At 74.8% G+C, this 19,421-nt stretch carries 18 protein-coding genes; 13 read left to right on the forward strand and 5 right to left on the reverse strand.

What is annotated here, in order from left to right:
• The first annotated feature begins 225 nt into the window (after nt 1-225).
• A complete protein-coding gene (locus KV557_RS12210; protein WP_218199875.1) occupies nt 226-1,473 on the forward strand; it encodes a sulfite oxidase in 1,248 nt (415 codons plus the stop codon).
• Nucleotides 1,474-1,524: 51 nt separating this feature from the next.
• Here KV557_RS12210 and KV557_RS12215 read toward each other — a convergent pair whose 3' ends face one another.
• On the reverse strand, nt 1,525-2,175 hold the full coding sequence (locus tag KV557_RS12215; protein ID WP_218199876.1) for a TetR/AcrR family transcriptional regulator: 651 nt from the start codon (nt 2,173-2,175) through the stop codon (nt 1,525-1,527).
• 114 nt (nt 2,176-2,289) lie between these two features.
• Complete coding sequence (locus tag KV557_RS12220; RefSeq protein WP_308129867.1) at nt 2,290-3,189, reverse strand: acyl-CoA thioesterase; 900 nt, start codon at nt 3,187-3,189, stop codon at nt 2,290-2,292.
• A 148-nt stretch (nt 3,190-3,337) separates the two neighbouring features.
• Here KV557_RS12220 and KV557_RS12225 point away from each other — a divergent pair, with 148 nt between their 5' ends.
• Together KV557_RS12225 and KV557_RS12230 are read left to right on the forward strand one after the other, a co-directional pair.
• Nucleotides 3,338-4,705: an SWIM zinc finger family protein gene (locus tag KV557_RS12225; RefSeq protein WP_218199877.1), complete on the forward strand. Its 1,368-nt coding sequence runs from the start codon at nt 3,338-3,340 to the stop codon at nt 4,703-4,705.
• Entirely contained in the window at nt 4,702-7,548 is a 2,847-nt protein-coding gene (locus tag KV557_RS12230; RefSeq protein WP_218199878.1) for a DUF7824 domain-containing protein, read from the forward strand. Before KV557_RS12225 ends, KV557_RS12230 begins: the two co-directional genes overlap by 4 nt.
• Before the next feature lie 71 nt (nt 7,549-7,619).
• Here the strand turns inward: KV557_RS12230 and KV557_RS12235 are convergent, their stop codons facing one another.
• From KV557_RS12235 to KV557_RS12245, 3 genes are all read right to left on the reverse strand, one after another.
• Nucleotides 7,620-8,819: an MBL fold metallo-hydrolase gene (locus tag KV557_RS12235; RefSeq protein WP_218199996.1), complete on the reverse strand. Its 1,200-nt coding sequence runs from the start codon at nt 8,817-8,819 to the stop codon at nt 7,620-7,622.
• A 270-nt stretch (nt 8,820-9,089) separates the two neighbouring features.
• On the reverse strand, nt 9,090-9,542 hold the full coding sequence (locus KV557_RS12240) for a MaoC family dehydratase (RefSeq protein WP_218199879.1): 453 nt from the start codon (nt 9,540-9,542) through the stop codon (nt 9,090-9,092).
• Between the two features lie 103 nt (nt 9,543-9,645).
• A complete protein-coding gene (locus tag KV557_RS12245; protein ID WP_218199880.1) occupies nt 9,646-10,074 on the reverse strand; it encodes a pyridoxamine 5'-phosphate oxidase family protein in 429 nt (142 codons plus the stop codon).
• Nucleotides 10,075-10,226: 152 nt separating this feature from the next.
• On the opposite strand from KV557_RS12245, the gene KV557_RS12250 reads away from it, so the two are divergent.
• The 10 genes from KV557_RS12250 to KV557_RS12295 all read left to right on the forward strand — a co-directional run bounded on the left by KV557_RS12250 (nt 10,227) and on the right by KV557_RS12295 (nt 19,332).
• Nucleotides 10,227-11,081: a hypothetical protein gene (locus KV557_RS12250; RefSeq protein ID WP_218199881.1), complete on the forward strand. Its 855-nt coding sequence runs from the start codon at nt 10,227-10,229 to the stop codon at nt 11,079-11,081.
• A gap of 137 nt (nt 11,082-11,218) precedes the next feature.
• On the forward strand, nt 11,219-11,842 hold the full coding sequence (locus KV557_RS12255) for a hypothetical protein (RefSeq protein WP_218199882.1): 624 nt from the start codon (nt 11,219-11,221) through the stop codon (nt 11,840-11,842).
• Complete coding sequence (locus tag KV557_RS12260) at nt 11,836-12,765, forward strand: hypothetical protein (RefSeq protein WP_218199883.1); 930 nt, start codon at nt 11,836-11,838, stop codon at nt 12,763-12,765. The genes KV557_RS12255 and KV557_RS12260 overlap by 7 nt, the downstream gene beginning before the upstream one ends.
• 111 nt (nt 12,766-12,876) lie before the next feature.
• Nucleotides 12,877-13,755 (forward strand): SAF domain-containing protein, encoded by an 879-nt coding sequence (locus tag KV557_RS12265; RefSeq protein WP_218199884.1) that lies wholly within the window; start codon nt 12,877-12,879, stop codon nt 13,753-13,755.
• The gene (locus KV557_RS12270) at nt 13,755-15,077 is read left to right on the forward strand and encodes a hypothetical protein (RefSeq protein WP_218199885.1); all 1,323 of its coding nucleotides are present in this window, start codon (nt 13,755-13,757) and stop codon (nt 15,075-15,077) included. Before KV557_RS12265 ends, KV557_RS12270 begins: the two co-directional genes overlap by 1 nt.
• On the forward strand, nt 15,067-16,686 hold the full coding sequence (locus KV557_RS12275; protein WP_308129868.1) for a CpaF family protein: 1,620 nt from the start codon (nt 15,067-15,069) through the stop codon (nt 16,684-16,686). Before KV557_RS12270 ends, KV557_RS12275 begins: the two co-directional genes overlap by 11 nt.
• Nucleotides 16,683-17,651, forward strand: coding sequence for a type II secretion system F family protein (locus KV557_RS12280; protein WP_218199886.1), 969 nt, complete (start codon nt 16,683-16,685; stop codon nt 17,649-17,651). The genes KV557_RS12275 and KV557_RS12280 overlap by 4 nt, the downstream gene beginning before the upstream one ends.
• Nucleotides 17,648-18,526: a hypothetical protein gene (locus KV557_RS12285; RefSeq protein WP_218199887.1), complete on the forward strand. Its 879-nt coding sequence runs from the start codon at nt 17,648-17,650 to the stop codon at nt 18,524-18,526. Before KV557_RS12280 ends, KV557_RS12285 begins: the two co-directional genes overlap by 4 nt.
• A gap of 54 nt (nt 18,527-18,580) precedes the next feature.
• On the forward strand, nt 18,581-18,922 hold the full coding sequence (locus KV557_RS12290) for a hypothetical protein (protein WP_256177292.1): 342 nt from the start codon (nt 18,581-18,583) through the stop codon (nt 18,920-18,922).
• A gap of 35 nt (nt 18,923-18,957) precedes the next feature.
• Complete coding sequence (locus tag KV557_RS12295; RefSeq protein WP_218199888.1) at nt 18,958-19,332, forward strand: TadE/TadG family type IV pilus assembly protein; 375 nt, start codon at nt 18,958-18,960, stop codon at nt 19,330-19,332.
• The last annotated feature ends 89 nt before the right edge of the window (nt 19,333-19,421 follow it).

A 19,421-nucleotide genomic window follows, 5' to 3' on the forward strand; every position in this document is an offset into this window, starting at 1 on the left:
GCCGTGGGGCCGTCCGGGCGGAACGCCGTCCGTGCAGTCCGGGTGGCCGTCTGCCCGCTTGTGTGGTGTCCGAGCTGTTCGAGATCTCGCTGAGCCCCCTGGCCTTCCTCCGGCCAGAGGGGCTCCCGCCCGCGCGTGCCGCCCCGGTCCGGCTCCGCTCCCCGCCTTCGGCCGTGACGGCGCGCTCCGCCGAACCGCCTACCATGGCAGAGAAGGAGTCCGCTCATGGCCGCCGACGACCACGCCCCTTCCGAGCAGACCGATGAAGCCCCCGGCGCCGCTGCCGCTGCCCGCGGCGCCGCTGCCCGCGGAGCCGCCGGGACCGACGCCGCCGGGACCGACGCCGCCGGGACCGGTCCGGTGCCCGGGATCGTCAAGCCGCTGCCCGCGGAGTGGTTCGTGCCGCGCGGCACCAACGCCGAGATGCGCTGGGACACGCTGCGCGACGCGGACGGCGGCACCGGCATCGGCCGGCACGTCCCGGTGGAGCGGTTCTTCGTCCGCAACCACACCAGCACCCCGCTGATCGACCCCGGCACCTGGCGGCTGAAGCTGTTCGGCACCGGTCTGAGCGGCGCCCCGACCGCCGACCGGCCGGTCGAGTTCTCCCTCGGCGACCTCCGGGCCCTGCCCGCCGCCACGATCAGCTCGCTGATCGAGTGCGCGGGCAACGCCCGCAGCTACTACCGGAGCCAGCAGCAGCAGTCCGTCCCCGGCACGCCGTGGACGCTCGGCGGCGTCGGCTCGGCGAGCTGGCGCGGCGTCCGCCTGGCGGACGTGCTGCGCTCGGCCGGACTGACCGCGGACGCGGTGGACGTGCTGCCCACCGGCCTCGACCCGTCCTACATCGCGGGCGGCACCGACTACGGCCCGGTGCGCCGCCCGCTGCCGCTCGCCAAGGCGCTGGACGACGTGCTGCTCGCCTACGAGATGAACGGCGAACCGCTGACCCCCGATCACGGCGCCCCGGCCCGGCTGGTGGTGCCGGGCTGGGTGGGCATCGCCTCGATCAAGTGGGTCGGCACGATCGAGGTGGCCGACCGGCCGCTGTACTCGCCCTGGAACACCGACTTCTACCGGATGTTCGGCCCCGACTACCCGCCCGGCGGCGGCGCCGTGCTGACCGACCAGGTGCCGAAGAGCGCCTTCGAACTGGCCGCCGGCGCCGTTCTGGAGGCGGACAGCACCCACCGGCTGCACGGCCGCTCGTGGTCCGGTGCGGCCGCGGTGCGCCGGGTCGAGGTGAGCACCGACGGCGGCCGGACCTGGCGGCGCGCCGAGCTGCGCGACGAGCCGCGCGCCCACAACTGGACGCGCTGGACCTTCGACTGGCTCCCCGAGCGCCCCGGCCCGTACGAGCTGCGGGCCCGTACGACGGACCACCGGGGCAGCACGCAGCCGGAGACGGCGGTGTTCAACCGCGAGGGCTACCTGTTCGGCGCGGTGGTGGCCCACCCGGTGACGGTGGTCTGAGCGGCCCTGTGGCCCAGGCCTTGGTCTGGACGCTCTGGTCCAGACCGCGGCCTAGACCGTGGACTGGACCTCGTACGGCGCCGGGTACGGCGTCTCGTACGGGGTCAGCACCAGCCGCACCACGTCCTCCAGCCGCCGCCGGGCGTCCCCGAGGGTGGTGCGGCCGGTCACCCACGCGGTCAGCTCGCCCTGCCAGGCGTGGCCGACGATGTGCCGCACCAGGTCGCTCGCGGCGGCCGGCACCTCGCCCATCGCCGCCTGGAGCGCGGCGCTGTCGGCCCGGGCCATGCCCTGCAGGGCCTCGCTGGCGAAGGGGTCGGTGGAGGCTGCGACGGCCACCCGCAGCCGCGCCAGTTCGGGCTGCCGCTGGTAGGCCCGCATTCCGCCGCGGACGAACCGCACCGCCCGGTCGGTGGCCCCCAGCCCGGCGCGGGGTCCGCGCAGCTCGGCCACCAGGTCGGCCAGCAGCAGGCGGTGCCATTCGGCGATCGCCGCCGCCAGGAGGTGGTCCTTGGAGGAGAAGTAGCGGTACGCCGTCCCCAGGGCGACTCCGGACCGCTCGCAGACCTGCTTCATCTGCAGTCGCTCGACGCCGATCTCGTTCACCAGGGCGAGCGCCGCCGCGATCAGGCCTTCGCGGCGTTCGAGCTGACGCGGAGACATCGCCTCCACCGGCCGTGGTGACAGGTCAACCTTGGTCACCCGCACCATGATACGGGCCGGGGCCGCTCAGGAGTATGACGCCGACCGGCCCCCTCCGTTCGCCGGGCGGTCACCGCCGGGTCCGTCCGGGGCCGCCGCCGATGTCGGTCCCGTTCAGCGCCGGTCCCGGATCAGCGCTTCCTGGACGGCGGAGGCGACCAGGAGGCCGTCCCGGTCGTAGAACTCGCCGAGCGACAGCCCCCGGCCGTCCGAGGAGGACGGGCTGCGCTGGGCGAACAGCAGCCACTCGTCGGCCCGGAACGGGCGGTGGAACCACATCGCGTGGTCCAGCGAGGCCATCAGCAGCCGGGGCGGCTCGACGCGCTGGAAGAAGTTCGGCTGCACGTGCAGCCCGGCGGTGGACGCCAGGGTGAGGTCGGACAGGTAGGTCAGGGCACAGACATGCAGCAGCGGGTCGCCGTCCGGCAGCGGGGAGCCGGTGCGCAGCCAGACGAACTGCTGCGGCATCCCGGGGACGGCGGGCGGCACGCCGGGCGCGTCCGGCGGGACGAACCGGAGCTCCAGCTCGCGGAAGCCCTCGGTGCGGGCGAGGGCGGCGCGGGCGGCGGGCTCCCAGAGCGAGAACGCGTCCGGCAGTTCCTCGGGGCCGGGCACCGGGGGCATCTCACGGTGGCGGTCGGCGGCGGGCTCGGGGCGCTTGAACGAGGCGGAGAGGGTGAAGATCGCGTTCCCGTTCTGCACCGCCGTGACCCTGCGGGTGGTGTACGACATGCCGTCGCGGACCCGGTCGACCTCGTAGCGGATCGGCCCGGTCGGATCGCCGGGCAGCAGGAAGTAGCTGTGCAGCGAGTGCACCGCGCGGTCGCCGGCGCAGGTTCGCCCGGCGGCGGTCAGCGCCTGCGCGGCGACCTGGCCGCCGAAGGCGCGCATCGGCGCCCCGGCGTGGCAGCGGCCCCGGAACGTGTTCTCGTCCAACCGCTCGATCTCCAGCAGTCCGGCGAACGAGCCGGCGGGGTCGGCGGCCCGTCTTTCCTGTTCGGTCAGGTCGGTCACGGGCCCATAGTGGCAGAAGCCAACCGTGCAGCGGTGTGACCTGGGTAACCCTCCCGGGGTTCAGTTCGGTGTTCGTTTCCGTGTAGAACCTGTTTCAGTTGAGGCGGGGTCGGACGGATTGTCAGTGCCCTCACCTAGCGTGCTCGGCATGACGCAATCCGCACACGCGTACGCCTATCTGCGTCCGTCCGCCGTCCTCGACGGCGTCGACGGGCGGCGGCTCGACCTGGCCACCTCCGGCGGCGCCACCCCGCTCGGGGCGGCGGCGAATCCGCGGTTCTTCGCGGGCTTCCTGGCCGACCCGGCGCCGGCCGCCGCCGCGCTGCTCGCCGTCGCGGACGTCGCCGCCGCCCGCTACTACCAGCCGCAGCTGCGCGCCTCGCTCGACCCGGTGGTCACCGCCAACGGGGACCGGCTGCGCTTCGAGTCCTTCTCCGGCTGCTGCGGCGTCTACGCCCGGCTCGACGTGCTCCAGGCCGGGCTGGACGGCGACGACATCGGCCACGGCACCACCAACGTGGACGTCAACAACCCGCTGCGGGAAGCCCTGACCCGGATCGGCCCGGCCGACCCGCTGCACCTCGCGGTCGGGCCGGACGCGCTGGAGGTCACCACCTTCGACGGGCCGTTGGTGGAGAAGAAGGTGCCGCTGCCGGAGCGCTGGGTGCGCGGCTTCGCCGAGACGCAGGTCACCGCCGCCGGCTTCGACCTGAGGGCCGAGCTGCCCGCCGCCGAGGCGGTCCGCTTCCTGCGCTCGCTGCCGCGCGGCGGCCGCAGCAGCGTCGGGTGGGTCGTCCCGGCCGGGCGCACGCTGCGGCCGACCACCCGGCCGGTGCCGGGCGCGGTCTGCCTGCCGGGCCCCGAGCGGTTGGTGGCGCTCCAGCGGGTGCTGCGGCACGCGCTCGCGCTGCGGGTCTACGGGCCGGTTTCGCAAGGGGGGCCGCCGGCCTCCGCGTGGGAGGTGGTGCTGCCGGGGATGCGGCTCACCCTGACCCTCTCGCCCGACGCCTCCCGCGGCTTCTCCGGCGAGGGCGGGGTGCTCGGCGCCCTGGCCACCGGCACCGCCGAGCAGGACGCCGAACTGGTCGCGGTGCTGCTCGCCTGGGAGTCGCGGATCGACATCGCCGACCTGGCCGAGCAGTCCGGGCTCACCCCCGAGCGGGTGCGGGCCGCGCTCACCCGGCTCGGGACGGCCGGGCAGATCGGCTACGACACCGCCGAGGCCGCGTACTTCCACCGGCAGCTCCCGTACGACGCCGGGCGGGCCGAGGCCGCGAACCCGCGGCTGCGGGCCGCGCGGGCCCTGGCGGCGGCGGGCGCGGTGCGGCTGGAGGAGGGCGGTGCGACGGCCGTCGTCACGGTGGACGACCATGTCCAGCGGGTGCGGACGGACGAGGCGGGCCGGGTGAGCTGCACCTGCCTGTGGTGGGCCAAGTACCGCGGCGGGCGCGGGCCGTGCAAGCACGCGCTCGCGGTGGGGATCGTGCGGGAGACGGCGACGGGGGCCGGGGCGTGAGCGCGGTGGAGAATCCGGTGGCGGGCAGCGTGCTGGGGGCGCTGCTGACGGGCAGTGCGATCGAGGAACTGGTGACGGGCATAGTGGTGGGCGAGTCGGCGATGGGCACGGCGGCGGGTGAGCCTGTGGCGGGCAGCGTGGTGGAGTCGTCGGAGCCGGTGGGCCCGGTCGAGGCGCTGCTGCAGGCCGTCCGGGAGGGGCGCACGCCGCAGATACCCGCGCTGGTGGCCGTGTTGGACCCGGCGCAGCGGCGGGCGTGTCTGCCCGGGCTGAAGGCGGTGCGCCAGGAGATCCGGGGCGAGTGGTCGAATGTCGCGAACGCGCGCGCGGGCGCCCTGCTGGTCGCCGGGGCCGGCTGCCACGTGGGTCCGGCCGGGGCCGCCACGTGGATAGGCAGCCGGGACTTCAGCGGGCGCAGCGGCGCAGTGCACCCCGCGCTGGCCCAGGTCGTCGAGGCGCAGCCGGTGGAGTGGCAGATCGAGGTGGCCACCCGGCTCGCGGCCCGGCCGGCGCCGAGCTGGGGCCGGTCGTTCTACCCGCTGATCGAGGCCGTGGTGCGGCGCACCGGCTGCGCGGTGCCGGAGACCGAGCCGTTCGTCCGAGAGTGGCTGGAGCGCAGGTTCCGCCACTCCGGTGCCCGACCGACGCTCGCCGAGGACCTGCGCGCCGACGCGTTCACTCCGGCGCTGCTGCCTCGCGTGTTCGAACTCGCCGACATCGGCGGGATGTTGTCCTGGCGGCTCAGCCCGCGGCCGGGGGACGTCTTCGCCGAGGCGCTGGCCGAACTCGCCGCCGGCGGTGTGCTGGACCGCGCGGACGTGATCGACCGCTGCCTGGCCCGGCTGCTGCGTGGCGGCAGGACCGCCGACCAGCGGCTCTTCGTCGACGTACTGCTCGCCCTCGCGCCCACGCCCGAGGAGTACGCCGCCCGCGCGCGGGACTTGGTGGCGCTGCTGGACGGGCCGTCGACGGTCGCCGGGCACGCCCAGGGGGTGCTCGCCGGGCTGGACGAGGCCGGCTTGATCGAGCTCGAACTGCTGGGCGAGGCCTCGGCGGTGGTGCTGTTCCGGGCCGAGAAGAAGCTGGTGCGTGCCCAGTTGGGGTGGCTGGAGAAGGCGGCCCGGCGCTCGCCCGAGCGGGCCGGTGCCGTGGTGCTCGCCGCGGCCGGAGCCTTCGGGCACGCGGATTCGGGCGTCCAGGAACGGGCGTTGAACGTCGTCGCCCGTCACCTCAAGGCGGCCGGGAGCGCGGTGCTGCCCGAACTCCGCTACGCGGCCGAGGCGTTGAACCTTGTCCACCACCCGCGCGCCACCGAGCTGTTCGGCGCGCCGGTCGGCGGGGACGACCCGGACACCGGGTGGAACGAGATGCTGCCGCCCGTCCCCGAACCGCGCCCGCTCGGGGCGCCGATCGCCTCGGCGGCGGAGGTGGCGGAGGAACTGTCCGCGCTGCTCGCCGCCCAGGAACCGGAGGTGGCGGACTTCGAGCGCGTGCTGGACGGGCTGGTCCGGCACGCCCATCGCGACCGGGCGGCGCTCGTCGAGGCGCTGGGGCCGGTCCTGCGGGTGTATCCGTGGAACGGGGTCGGGCGCTGGCAGGACTGCGGGCCCCGGGACGTCCTCTACGTTGCGGCGGCGGTGGCCGGGCAGGCGCCGCCGCACCGGCTCTGGGACTTCCTCGGCGGCAAGGGCCGCTCGCCGCTGCGCGGGCAGAACAACACCGTCCACGGCCATGTGCTGGCCGCCCGCCTGGAGGAGGCCGCCTGGCAGGTGACGGCCACTCGGCCGCCGTACCTGCTGGCCACACCCACCGACGCGACCGGCGCGGTGGACGCGGCAGTGCTGGTCGAGCGGCTGGTCGGCTACCGGGCGGCGGGCGTCACGCCGGGCCAGGCCGACCTGTGCGCCGCCCTGCTGCGGGTCGGCCCGACGGTGGGCGGGGAGGTGATACGCGCGGCCGAGGCGCTGACCAGGCCGGCCGGGCGGTGGGCCGCAGCGTGGCTGCGCACCGGCGGCCTGCCCGCCCAGCCGTCCGAGCGGGTGGTCTTCGCGCCCGGCCGCGGCTCCCGGCACGGCCACGCCTACGGCGAGCGCTGGTGGGAGGACCTGCGGCGGGTCGCCGTCGCCCAGCCCGGTATCGACGCCGGCCCGGAGGGGCCGGGCGGCGAACGGCTCGCCCGTGAGTTCGTGGCACTGCTGGACTGCACCGAGCCGGGCATGAACCGGATCCGGGCGCAGACGCGCTGGACTTGGCAGCCCAGCGCGCACTGGGCCGCGATGCTCCCGTGGCACCGGGAGGAGCTGGCCGCCCGCTGGCTCGACTGGTTCGCCTCCGCCGCCGACCGCGACGAGCGCGGCGCCGGGCGGCTGCTGCCCGTCCTCGCCGAGGCCGGCGGCCCGGCCGGGCTCGCGCTGCACCTGGTCCTCGCGTACGGCCTGGGCGCCCGCCACACCGAGGACCGGACGGCCGCCGTCGATGCCCTGCTCGTGCTCGCCGCCCGCGGCCACCTCGACGGCGCGCTGCTCGGGCGCGAGTTGGGCGCACTCGTCGACTGCGGCGCGGTGAAGCCCACCCGGCTCTCCCGGGCGCTCGCGCTGGCCGCCGGGACGGGCGCGTACGGGACGGTCTGGTCGGTGCTCGCCCCCGCGCTGCCCGCCCTGCTGACCGGCGATCAGACCGTTCGCGGCCTCGGCGACCTCGTGGCCCTGGCCGCCGACTGCGCCCGGCGGACAGGCGCGCGCGGCCCGATCGAGGAAGTGACGGCGACGGCGGCCAAGGGCGGGTCCGGCCGCGTGGTCAAGGAGGCCCGAGCGCTGCGGGATGTGCTGGCGGACCGGACCTAGGACGAGCGGGAGCCCCCCGGTGACAGCGGACAGCTGACAGGTCACAGATGACAGAAAACAGATGACAGACTTCAGCGAACAGACTTTGAGATCTGTTCGCTGAAATCCCTCTCCCGTGCCCGCTCCCGCTCCCCTCGGGCCGCCAGCGCCCGGGTGTCCTGGACCAGCGGCTCGATGCCCTGCGCCGCGACCGCGACCGCCCGCCACCACAGGCGCAGTGCCGGCGGGTCCACCGGTTCGAACGGCTTGCCCGGTCGGGGCACGGCGAGCCGGGCGCCCAGGGCCTGGGCCGCCGTGACGACCCGTTCTGCGGGTTCCTCCCAGGGGTGCGGCGCGAGGTTGAAGGTGCACCAGTGGATCGGCAGCAGCAGCTCGCCGCCCAGGTCCAGGTGGGCCCGGACGCCCTCCTCGGGCGTCATGTGCACCTCGGGCCAGAAGTCGCTGTAGGCGCCGACCTGCATCATCGTCGCGTCGAACGGGCCGAGCCGGCGGCCGATGTCGGCGAAGCCGGGGAAGTAGCCGGTGTCCCCGCTGTGGAAGATCCGGTGCCCGCCGCTCGCCACCACCCAGGACGCCCACAGGAACAGCGTGCTGGTGCGCGGGCCGCGGCTGCAGTAGTGCCGGGCGGGTGTGGCGGTCAGGGTCAGCCCGGCGACCTCGGCCGACTCCCACCAGTCCAGCTCGACGATCCGGCTCGCCGGCACCCCCCAGTGCTCCAGGTGCGCGCCGACCCCGAGCGGGACGGCGAACATCGCGTCCGTCCCACTGAGGGCGCGGATGGTGGCCATGTCGAGGTGGTCGTAGTGGTCGTGCGAGACCACCACCACGTCCACCGGCCCGAGTTCGGACAGCGGCAGCGGCACCGGGTGCAGCCGCTTGGGGCCCGTCCAGGCGAACGGGGAACAGCGCTCGCCCCACACCGGGTCGATCAGCACCCGGCGCCCGTCGATCTCGGCGAGCACGGTGGCGTGGCCGAGCCAGGTCAGCCGGAGGCCGGAGCCGGGCGGCTCGGCCAGGTCGGCCGGGAGCAGCCGGTGCACCGGCACGGCGGCGGCCGGGACGCGGCGGGTCTTGTCGCCGGTCAGCTGGGCGCGGGTGATCTCCAGCGGGGTGCGCTCGTAGACCAGGCGGCGGGTGGGCAGCGGGTTGCGGAAGGCGCCGTCCGCGAACTGGGGCGAGCGGTGGATCCGGGCCAGCCGTTCGCCGCGGGGTTCGGCCCCGAAGGCCTCGGCCCGGACCCGGTGCCAGGCCGCGCGGGGCAGCCCGGCCAGGCCGGGTGCGGGGGCCGGGTGGGTGGGCGGAGGGGCGAGCTGAGAGCTCAGACCGGCGAGGCGGGAGAACCACGGGGCAGGGCGGGGCAAGGCTCCTCCAGGGACGGTCACGGCTACCGGGCATGCCGGGCGCGCACCGCGGGCGGGGAAGCCCGGTGTGGTGCGACAACCATCTCGTCGGAGATTACTCCCCGTGAGTCGTCCGGACCCGATGGAAGGCCTCGTGCGGGCTAATCGGGGGACAGGCCAACCCGCTGCCGAAAGGCGTCCTCAGACGTAGAAGCGGGTGATCGTCTCCGCGACGCAATGCGGCTTGGCGCTCTCCGCGCTGGTGATCGTGAATCGCACGACCGCCTGGACCCCGCCCGGCACTTCGGTGGCCGAGACCAGTTCGGCGGTGGCCCGGATCGTGGTGCCCACCGGCACCGGCGCCGGGAAGCGCACCTTCTCCGAGCCGTAGTTCAGCGCCATCCGCACCCCGTGGACGCTGTAGCACTCCTTCGCGAGGACCGGGATCATCGACTGGGTCAGGTAGCCGTGCGCGATGGTCGAGCCGAACTGGCTCTCCTTGGCCCGCTCCGGGTCCACGTGGATCCACTGGTGGTCGCCGGTGGCCTCGGCGAACAGGTCGATCTGCCGCTGCTCGATCGTGTGCCACTCGCTGGTGCCCAGCTCGGTGCCGACGGCGGCGGTGAGGTCGGCGAGGGAGGCGAAGCTCGTCACGGTGCGCTCCTGGAGGGGGACGGGCCGGGCGGCCCGGTGATCAGGACGTCGGCAGCGTATGCCTACTCGCCGGTACCTGTCAGGCGTCCGGCGCTCCTCAAGGTCATGACCACAGCACCCCGTGCCCCGCAGGGAGCAGCCGGCGCCCGCTGACCAGCTCCGGCGCCAGCGCGACGAACATCGGCTCCGGATCGCCCACCCACGGCCGCAGTCCGGACCGCAGTGCCCGCCGCACCTGCTCGGGATCGCGCACGACGTTCGCCCGCCCGTGCACCAGGACGCTCCACCCGGTGCGGGTGACCGGGTCCAGCAGGTCCGCCTGGAAGGCCACCACCGTCCCGTCAAGCCCGCGCGCGGTGGTACTTCCCCGGCGCACGGCGAGCAGCAGCCGCCCGTCCGCGACCTCGAAGGAGACCGGCAGCACGGCCGGCAGCGCGTGCTCGGTGTACACCACGCGCCCGACGGGCACGGTGCTGAGCAGCCGCAGGCACTCGGCCTCGCTCAGGGTCTCCACACGGTCCTCGCGCTCCATGCGTCCGATCGTCCTCCGGTCGGCGCGCGGGCCGATAGGGCCCATGGTCCCTCAGCGGAAGGGCCGGGAGCCCCGCCGGCGGCGGCAGGGGGCGGTAGCCTGCCCGGCGGGCGGCTCGGGGAGCGCCGGGCCGGCGAAAAGGGGGCGTGCGGATGGTCGGCGGGGTCGATCTGGTGGTGATCGGGGCGGACGGCGGCCCCGACCGGGGTTTCGGCGGTTCGGCGCACGCGCCGGACGGCGCCCGGCTGCTGGCCGAGGTGCTGCCCGGGATGTGCTTCGACGCCGGCGCGGGCGGCTGCCGGGTCACCGCCGTGGAGCCGGACGCGGACGCCAACGCGATGCTCACGGCGGTCCGTTCGGCGGCCCAGCACCCCGGCCGCTGGCTGGTGGTCTGTCTGGTCGGCCAGCTGATCGCGGACCCGCGCGGGCGCCGGCTCGCCCTGGTGACGGGCGGCAGCACCGCCGACAACGCCTACCGCCGGGGCCTGGCCTGGGACTGGGTGGTCAGCGCGATGGTGCACGGCGACCAGGAGGAGGCGCTGCTGCTGGTCGACGCGGTGGCCGACCGCGACACCTGGGCGGCGCTGGAGCGCGGCGGCGGCGAGGACGGCGCAGGCGAACTGCTGAGCTACTCGCGCGTCCCGCTGTGGGGCCGGATAGGCCGCTACGCCCCGGGCAGACGCGGTCGGGACGCCGTACTGCCGGGCGGCGAGGGATCGTTCAGCCACGCCCTGACCGCGGTGCTGCGCCAGGGCCTGCCGGGCGCGCCCGCCGCCGTCGGCCCGCTGGATCTCCAGCCCGCCGTCGCGGCACTGCTGGACGGCGCGGCGGCGCACGGAAGTTCGGGTGCGCCGGGCGCGCGCCTGCTCGTTCCGCCGGAGGGCGGACGCCTGTTGATGCGCAATCGGGCGGCCGTGCGGGGTGCATTGGCCGGATTGTCGCTTTCGGAAGAACTGTTGGCCGTTCTGTGGCGCGAAAGTGCCCCGACGGATCCGCCTTCCGCGTAAGGTCAGGGGGCCCGAGGTGTTGCCGTGATGGGGTGGGTTGGCGAAGAATCGATGCCCCACGGAAACATTGGTGGGACGACGGAATTCATCCGGCGGCCACGGAGCTCGGTCGGGTTCGGTCGCGATGAGGTGGGGCGATGCGGCAGCGCGGAAATGTGTTGCGCCCTGAGGCGGTTGGGGTCGGTGGGGTGGTTTTGGTGATGCTGCTGAGCGCCTGTGCGAGCAGCGGGGCCGCTGGTTCCGTCGACCGTCTCGGGACGGGCGCGCCCACGGTGGCCGGAGTGAACCCGATAACTCCTTCGGGTGGTTCCGTAAACGCCGGTATCGCGCCGACCACCGGCCCCGAGGGATCCGCCGCACGCCTGGTCCTGAAGACCTATCAGGACTGGTGGCAGGCCCAGACCCAGGCTTTCGGGGACAAGGATTCGGACGGAATCGGTCTGGAGACGTACTCCTCGGGCAAGGCCCTGTCCGACACTCTCGTCGGACTCCGTCAACTTCACGACGCCAAACTGGTGATGACCGGTGCGCCGCGCAATTCCGCCGTGGTGACGGCGGTCGACCTGAAAGCCGATCCGCGGACCGCGGTGATCGAGGACTGCCTCGACGTGTCCGACTGGCATCGGGTCGACGCCGCCACGAAGGCCGCGCGGGAACCGGTGGGGCGGGTCAACCGATACGTGGCGACGGCATCCCTGCGCTGGTTCCAAGCACGCTGGCTGATCTACGACTTCAAGCGGGAGGCGGACCGGACATGCTGAACACCGGGAAACCGGCGCGGCGATTCGCGATCCTCGCGCCGTTGTCGGCGGGGCTGTTGCTGACCTCGGCGATATCGGCGATCGCGGACGAAACACCGGGCGGCGGGGCCGAGCAATGTGAGCCGGTGGCGATCTGCGGGGAGGTCCACGGCGGGGGCGGCAAGCCCACCGGGGGCGGTGGGGGAGGCGGTGGCGGGGGCGGCAGCAGCGAAGGCCCGCTGTTGTGCAGCTACCACGGGCAGGAATACCCCTGCCACGACCCGGAGATGGGCTGGTTCAGCAACAGCGACGGCTGTTACTACACCACCGTCGACAAGCCGGACGACCCGGCGTGGGAGGGGCACAAACCGTCGGAGGGCGCGTTGTACCTGCCGTCCTGCCCGAATGGCGCCGGGGGATGGTCGCCGGGCGACATCAAATTCCACGCGGTGGCGCCGGCCGCGCCGCCGCCGGACCCGCGGGCTATGGCCCTCCAGATCCTCAAGGACCGGATGGCCTTCCCGGCCCCCGCGCCGGCCGCCGCGCCGCTCGGCACGGCCGTGGTGAAGTCGCCGGTCTGGCTCTGGGTGAAGGGCTACCAGCCGCCGCAGCCGGTGTCCCTGACGCTCCAGGGCGTCACCGTCACCGTCACGCCCAGGCTGAAGAACGTGGTCTGGAACTTCAGTGACAAGTACTCGGTGACCTGCGACAAGCCCGGGACGCCGTACGACGACAAGTACGGCGACGCGAAGTCGCCCGACTGCGGCTTCGAGTTCCCGACCGGCTCGGCCGGCGAGCCCGGCGGCGCCTTCAGCGTGAACGCCACGGCGAACTGGGTCGGCGAGGTCACCGTCACGGGCCTGAACACCAAGAAGTTCGAGATCGGCATGCCGCAGAACGCCGGCTTCCAGCTCAAGGTCGCCGAGGTGCAGGTCCTCAACTGACCTGCCCGGTAATCGACCTGCTCGGCAACTGACCTGCTCGGCAACTGACCTGCTCGGCACGACGCACCACCCCGAAGCGCTGAACGACGACACGCGAAAGGCCGGAACCCGGTGGAGAACCGTATATACGCGACGCCGGGATCCGGCACACCCGCAGGCGCCACGGTGTCCGTGGCCGTCCCGGGGCAGGAGCAGGGGCAGGGCCAGGGCACGCCGCAGGGCAAGGGCAAGGGGCGCGCCACTCCGCACGCCCCCGCCCGGACCCTGCGGGCCCGGCGGCGCCGTCCGGCGGTGCTGGCCATGTCGGTCGCGCTGATCGCCGCCGGCGGGCTGGGCGGGGCGGTCCTCTACAACAGCACCGGTCAGCGGGTCGCCGTCCTGGCGCTCGCCCGGGACGTCCCGTACGGGCAGGTGCTCACCAACGACGACCTCGTGGTGGCCCGGATCGCCGGGGACCCGGCGCTGCGCCCGGTATCGGCCCAGGACCGGGGCGGCGCGATCGGCATGCGGGCCGCCACCGACCTCAAGCGCGGCGCGATGCTGACCAAGGGCGATCTGGCCCAGACGCTGGCCGTCCAGCCGGGCCAGATCGTGGTCGGCGTGTCGGCCCGGCGCAGCCAGCTGCCCGCCACCCGGCTCCAGCCCGGGATGCAGGTCGTGCTGGTCTACACCCCGGACAACGCCCGGTCCGATTCGCTGAGCGCGACGGTCATCACGGTCGGCCGGCCGGACACCGACGGCAGCATGGTGCTCGACGTGGCCGTCGGCACGGCGGACGGCACCCGGCTGGCGCAGTGGGTGGCCAGCGGGCGGATCCAGGTGCTGCTGGCGCCGCGCGCCGCCGCCGGTGGCAGCGCCGCACCCTCGGCGGTCCCGTCCGGTGCTCCTTCTGCCGCGCCGAGCGGCGCGGCCGGGGCGAGCGGTGCCCCCGCCGCCGGGGCCGGCCCGACCGCCGGGGCGAGTCCGACCGCAGGGGCGGGTGGGGCCTGATGGCGGTGATCGCGGTGGTCGGCGGCCCGGGCGCACCCGGCGCGACCACGACCGCGCTCGCGCTGCTGCTGGCCTGGCCGCTGCCGGCCGGGCGCCGGATCGTCCTGGTCGAGGCCGACCCGGACGGCGGCGCCGTGCTCGCGGGAGCCCTGGAGGGCCGCGTCGAGGCGGTGTACGGGCTGCGCAACCTGGCCGTCGCCGACCGGCGTGGCCTGCTTGCCCAGACGCTCTGGGAGCAGCTGATCGACCTCTCGCCCGACGGCACCGCCGAACGGCTGCTGCTGCCCGGGCTGACCGACCCCACCCAGGCCCCCGGCCTCGCCTACACCTGGGAGCCGCTCGCCGAGGTGCTGCACGGGCTCGAACAGCAGGGCTACGACGTCATCGTGGACCTCGGCCGCTCCGGCGCCACCGGCCCGAGCGCCGTGCTGGCCCGGCGGGCGGACGTGGTCGCGGCGACGGTGCGGACCACGCTGCGCGGGCTGAGCTCGGCCCGGCCCCGGCTGTCCGCGCTCGCCGAGGACCTGGCGACGGCCGGCACCGGGGCGGACGCGCTCGGGCTGCTGCTGGTCGGTGAGGGGCCGTACTCGGGGGCGGAGGTGTCGCGCGAGTTCGGCCTGCCGGTGCTCGGGCTGCTGCCGCACGCCGTGCGTACCGCGCGGGTGCTGTCCGACGGCGGGGACATCACCGACCGGCGGTTCATCCGCTCGGAGTTGATGCGGACGGCGCGGTCGGCGGCGGACGAGGTGCAGCTGGCGGTGCGCCGGCGTCGGCAGCGGCTGGCGCCCGGGCAGATCGCGGCGCCGGTGCGGTCGTCCGGGCCGTCGCCCGTTCCGTCGCCCCTGCCGTCGTCCGTGCCGTCACCGATACCGGCCCCGGTGCCGCCGTCCATGACCACGCCGATGCCGATGGCGGTGCCGATGGCAGCCCAGATGGCAGCCCAGATGGCAGCCCAGATGGCAGCGCCGATGGCTTCGCCGTCCGGGCCCGAGGGCGAACCGCTGTCGTACACACCGCCGCAGCCGGTTCCGCCGGTGATCGTCACCGGTCCGGTGGCGCCGCTCGCCGGGCTGGCGCCGCAGCCGGCCGCGCCCGCGCCGTTCCCGGCACACGTGCACCCGCAGCAGCCCGTTCAGGGGCCGTACGTCCAGGAGCAGTACCCGCAACAGGCCCAGTACCCGCAACAGGCCCACTACGCGCAACAGGCCCAGTACGCGCAACAGGCCCAGTACGGGCAACAGCCCCCGGTCGAACCGCACCAGCAGGAGCACCCGGTGAACGGACGGCCCCACGGCCCCGGGGAGGTGCTCCGTGCGCGGTAGCCCCCTGCACCAGCGCCCGTCCGCGGACCCGGCCGCGGTCCCGTGGTCGGCGCCGCTGCCCCAGCCGGGCCCGGTCCGCCCGCAGGCCGTCCAGCCCGGCAGCCCGCAGGCACCGGCGTACGCCGCACCCGCCGGCGCGCCCGCCACCACGCCCGCCGCCGCCACGCCCACCGCGGTCCCGTCCCACCTGCCCTCGCTCGACCTGCGCGGCGCCGCCACCCGGCCGGCCGTCGACCCGCAGGTGGCCCGCGAGCTCAAGCGCCAGGTCGCGGCCGAACTGCACCAGCAGATCACCCGGTTGACCGCCGGCTCCGGCGCCGAGCCGGACCGCGCCACCCGCCGCCAGCGCGGCCGGGCGCTGATCGAGGAGGCCGTCGCCCGCTGGTCCGACGCCTACGCGCAGACCCACGGCATCCCGCCCACCCGGGAGCAGGACCGCGCGCTCGCCGAGGCCGTCTTCGACCTGCTGTTCCGCGCCGGGCGGCTCCAGCCCTACCTGGACGACCCGGAGATCGAGAACATCCTGATCAACGGCTGCGACGACGTCTGGGTCTCCCGGGTGCACCAACCGCTGCGCCAGGTCCCGCCGGTGGCCGACACCGACGCCGAACTCGTCGAATTGCTCCAGGACTTGGCCCGCCAGCACGGGGGCGGCGAGCGCAGCCTCTCCACCGCCAGCCCGACCCTCGCCCTGCGCCTGGAGGGCGGCATGCGCCTCCAGGCGCTCACCGAGGTGACGCCCCGCCCGTACGTCGCGATCCGGCGCCACCGGGTGGCCTCCGCGACGCTTCCCGAGATGGTCCAACTCGGCACCCTGGACTCAACCTTGGCCGCCTTCCTGGCCGCCGCGATCCGGGCCAGGAAGAACGTGATGATCACCGGCACGCAGGGTGTCGGCAAGACCAGCCTGCTGCGCGCGATGGCCGCCGAGATCCCGCCGGACGAGCGGATCGGCACCCTGGAGTCGGAGTTCGAGCTCTGGCTGCACACTCTCGGCCACCTGCGCCAGGTCGTCCCGATGGAGGCCCGCGAGGGCAACGGCGAGCGCGTCGAGGGCCGCCTGGCCGGGGAGTTGACGATCGGCGACCTCATCCCGGCCGCGCTGCGGATGACGCTCTCGCGGATCATCGTCGGCGAGGTCCGCTCCGGCGAGGTGGTCCCGATGCTGCGCGTCATGACCAACGGCGAGGGCGGCTCGATGTGCACGCTGCACGCCCGCGGCCCGCACATGGTGGTCGACCGCATCGCCGAACTCTGCCTGGAGTACGGCTCGCACATGACCGACGCCCTCGCCTACCGGCTCACCGCCAACGCCCTGGACCTGATCGTGCACGTCGCCATGGTCGACGAGACGGCCGTCGGCGGGCGCCGGCACCGCTTCGTCTCCCACGTCCTGGAGGTCACCGGTCTCGGCGAGAGCGGACGGCCCGCGCTGAACACCGTGTTCGGCCCGCGCCCGGAGCTCGGCGAGCCGCGGGCCGTCCCGCACACCCCGCCGCAGTGCCTGGACGACCTGCGCCGGGCCGGCTTCGACGCCTCGCTGCTCGGCTCCCGGTACGGGAGTTGGGCCGCGCCGCTCCAGCTGCGGATCGGCGGTGGCGCCCGATGATGCTGCTCTTCGTGCTGTGCGGGCTGCTGGTCGCGGCCGGGCTGGTCGCGCTGGTGGCCTGGGCGCGCGGCAGCGATCCGGCGGAGGAGGACGGCGAGGGGCGGGAGAACCCGCTGGCCGGCCGCGCCCACGTGTTCTGGTACGGCGCACCCGGCACCGCGCCGGCCCGGATGGTCCGGCTGCGCCGGATCCAGCTGCCGCTCGCCCTCGCCGGCGCGCTGCTCGCCTGGCTGTTCACCGGTATCCCGCTGACCGCCCTGCTGGTGCCGCTGGCCGTGTTCGGCCTGCCCTGGCTGTTCGACACCACCCGCTCGGACACCCACCGGATCGAACGCCTGGAGGCGCTCTCCGAGTGGACCCAGCGCATCGCCGACGTGCTGCTGCTCGGCGTCGGCCTCAACCAGGCCATCGTCACCAGCCGCCGCACCGCCCCCGCTGCCCTGGAGGAGGAGATCGGCGAGCTGGCCGCCCGGCTGCAGGCCCGCTGGCGGCCCGAGGAGGCGCTGCGCGCCTTCGCCGACAGCCTCGCCGACGCCACCGCCGACAAGGTGCTCGCCGCGCTCGTCCTGCGGGCCGGCGACAGCGGCCCCGGCCTGGCCCGCGCGCTCGCCGACATGGCCGACTCGGTGCGCGAGGAGGTCCGCCAGCGCCGCGCCATCGAGGCCGACCGGGCCAAGCACCGCACCACCATCCGCTGGCTGGTCGGCATCATCACGCTGGTCATCACGGTCGGCGCGTTCAACACCGACTACACCCGCCCCTACAGCACGCTGGTCGGGCAGATCGTGCTCGCCGTCGTGGCCGCGCTGTTCGTGGCGATCATCGCCTGGATGCGCGCGCTCGCCGCCCACCCGCCGGTGCCCCGGTTGCTGGTGGCCGACCGGCGCAGCCGCACCGGCCGCGGCCGGCTCGCCCGCGACGAGGCCGCCGAGGAACCGTCCGACCTGCTGCGGGAGGCCCGATGATCTCCCCATGGTCCGTCCTGGCCGGCGCCGTCGCGGCCGGCGGCCTAGCCCTGCTGATCGCCGAACTGCGGCCCGCGCCACCGGACTTGCGCCAGGCCCTGGACCGGCTGCACCGCACCCCGGTCGACCGGCCCGACGATCCGGACGAGCGCCCGCGCTGGTACGACCGGATCGGCGAGCGCTCCGTCACCCTGCGCGGCATCCGCGTCCCGCATCGCGAACTCGCCCTGATCGGCCGCACCTCGGCCCGCTTCATGGTGCACAAACTGCTGTTCGCCGTGATCGGCCTGATGCTGCCCGCCTATCTCGCAGCGATGGCCGCCCTCATGGACATCGGTCTGCCCTTCGCCCTGCCGCTGGTCGCCGGGCCGCTGCTGGCCGCGTTGCTCTGGTTCGTCCCGGACGCCATCGTCAGCGGCGAGGCCAAGGAGGCGCGCACCGAGTACCTGCACGGCATCGCCGCCTACCTGGAACTCGTCGCGCTCGAACGGGCCGCCGACTGCGGGCCCGCCGAGGCGCTGCGCCGGGCCGCCTCGGTCGGGCGCGGCACGGTGTTCCTGCGGATCCGCGACGCCCTCGACCGGGCCGCCACCGACCGGCTGCCGCCCTGGGCCGGACTGGACGCGCTGGCCGCCGAACTCGGCCTCACCCCGCTCCAGGACGTCGCCGACATCATGCGGCTGTCCGGGACCGACGGCGCGGCCGTGTACGACACCCTGCGCGCCCGCGCCAAGGGCCTGCGGGGCGAACTGCTCGCCGAGGACCTGGCCCGGGCCAACGCCGACAGCGAGCGGATGGTCGCGCCCGGGTCCGCGCTGACCCTGCTGATGACCGTGCTGATCGTCTTTCCCGCGCTCCACCAGATGCTCGCCTGACGCCCGTCTGCCGGGCAGAGCGCCTGTCACCACACCTCACCCCCGGAGAACCCGATGACCGTACGACGGACCGTACGACGGCCCGCACCACTGACCGCACCACTGACCGCACCGCTGGCCCTACGAGCCAAATACCTGGCGGGGCTGTGGCTGAGGCCGGTGCTCCTGCCGGTCCAGTTCGCCCTGCTGCTCCTCACCTTCCGGCTCGGCCGGCTGCGCGCCGCCCGGGCCCGCGGCGACCGCGGCGCCATCAGCATCGAACTCGCCCTGGCCATCATCGCGTTGGTGGTCGTCGCGGGTGCGGTCGCGGCCTCGCTGGTGGTCCTGCAGAAGAAGGTCTCGACCAAGGTCGAGGAGGACCCGAAGTACCCGGGCGGCGGTGCGGCGACCCCGTGAGGCACCGCGCCCGCCGCCGTGGCGACAGGGGAGCGATGAGCCTGAGCCTGGCCATCGTCTTCCCGGTCGTCCTACTGCTCCTGCTGCTGGTCGTCCAGGCCTCGCTCTGGTGGTACGCGCGCCAGGTCGCGCTCACCGCCGCCCGCGAGGGCGTCGAGGCGGGCCGGACGCAGGGGAGCGCGAGCGACGCCATGAAGGACGGCGCGGCGCAGCGGCAGGCCGAGGACTTCCTGCACCGGCAGGGCAGCGGCTCGTACCAGGTGAGCACGGCCGGCAGCACGCCGGAACTGGTGCGGGTCACCGTCCAGTTGACCCCGACGCTGCTGATCCCGGGCCTGACGGCGCCGAAGATCACGCAGTTCGCCGAGGCGCCGCGCGAGCGCTTCGTCTCGCCGGTGGCGGCGCCGTGAGGGGGCGGAAGGGGCTTGCGCGACGGAACGGGCTTTCGCCACGGAACGGGCTTGCGCTGCGCGGCGGGCTTTCGCGACGGAACGGGCTA

Source organism: Kitasatospora aureofaciens (assembly GCF_019192735.1).
Taxonomy (GTDB): Bacteria; Actinomycetota; Actinomycetes; order Streptomycetales; family Streptomycetaceae; genus Kitasatospora; species Kitasatospora aureofaciens_A.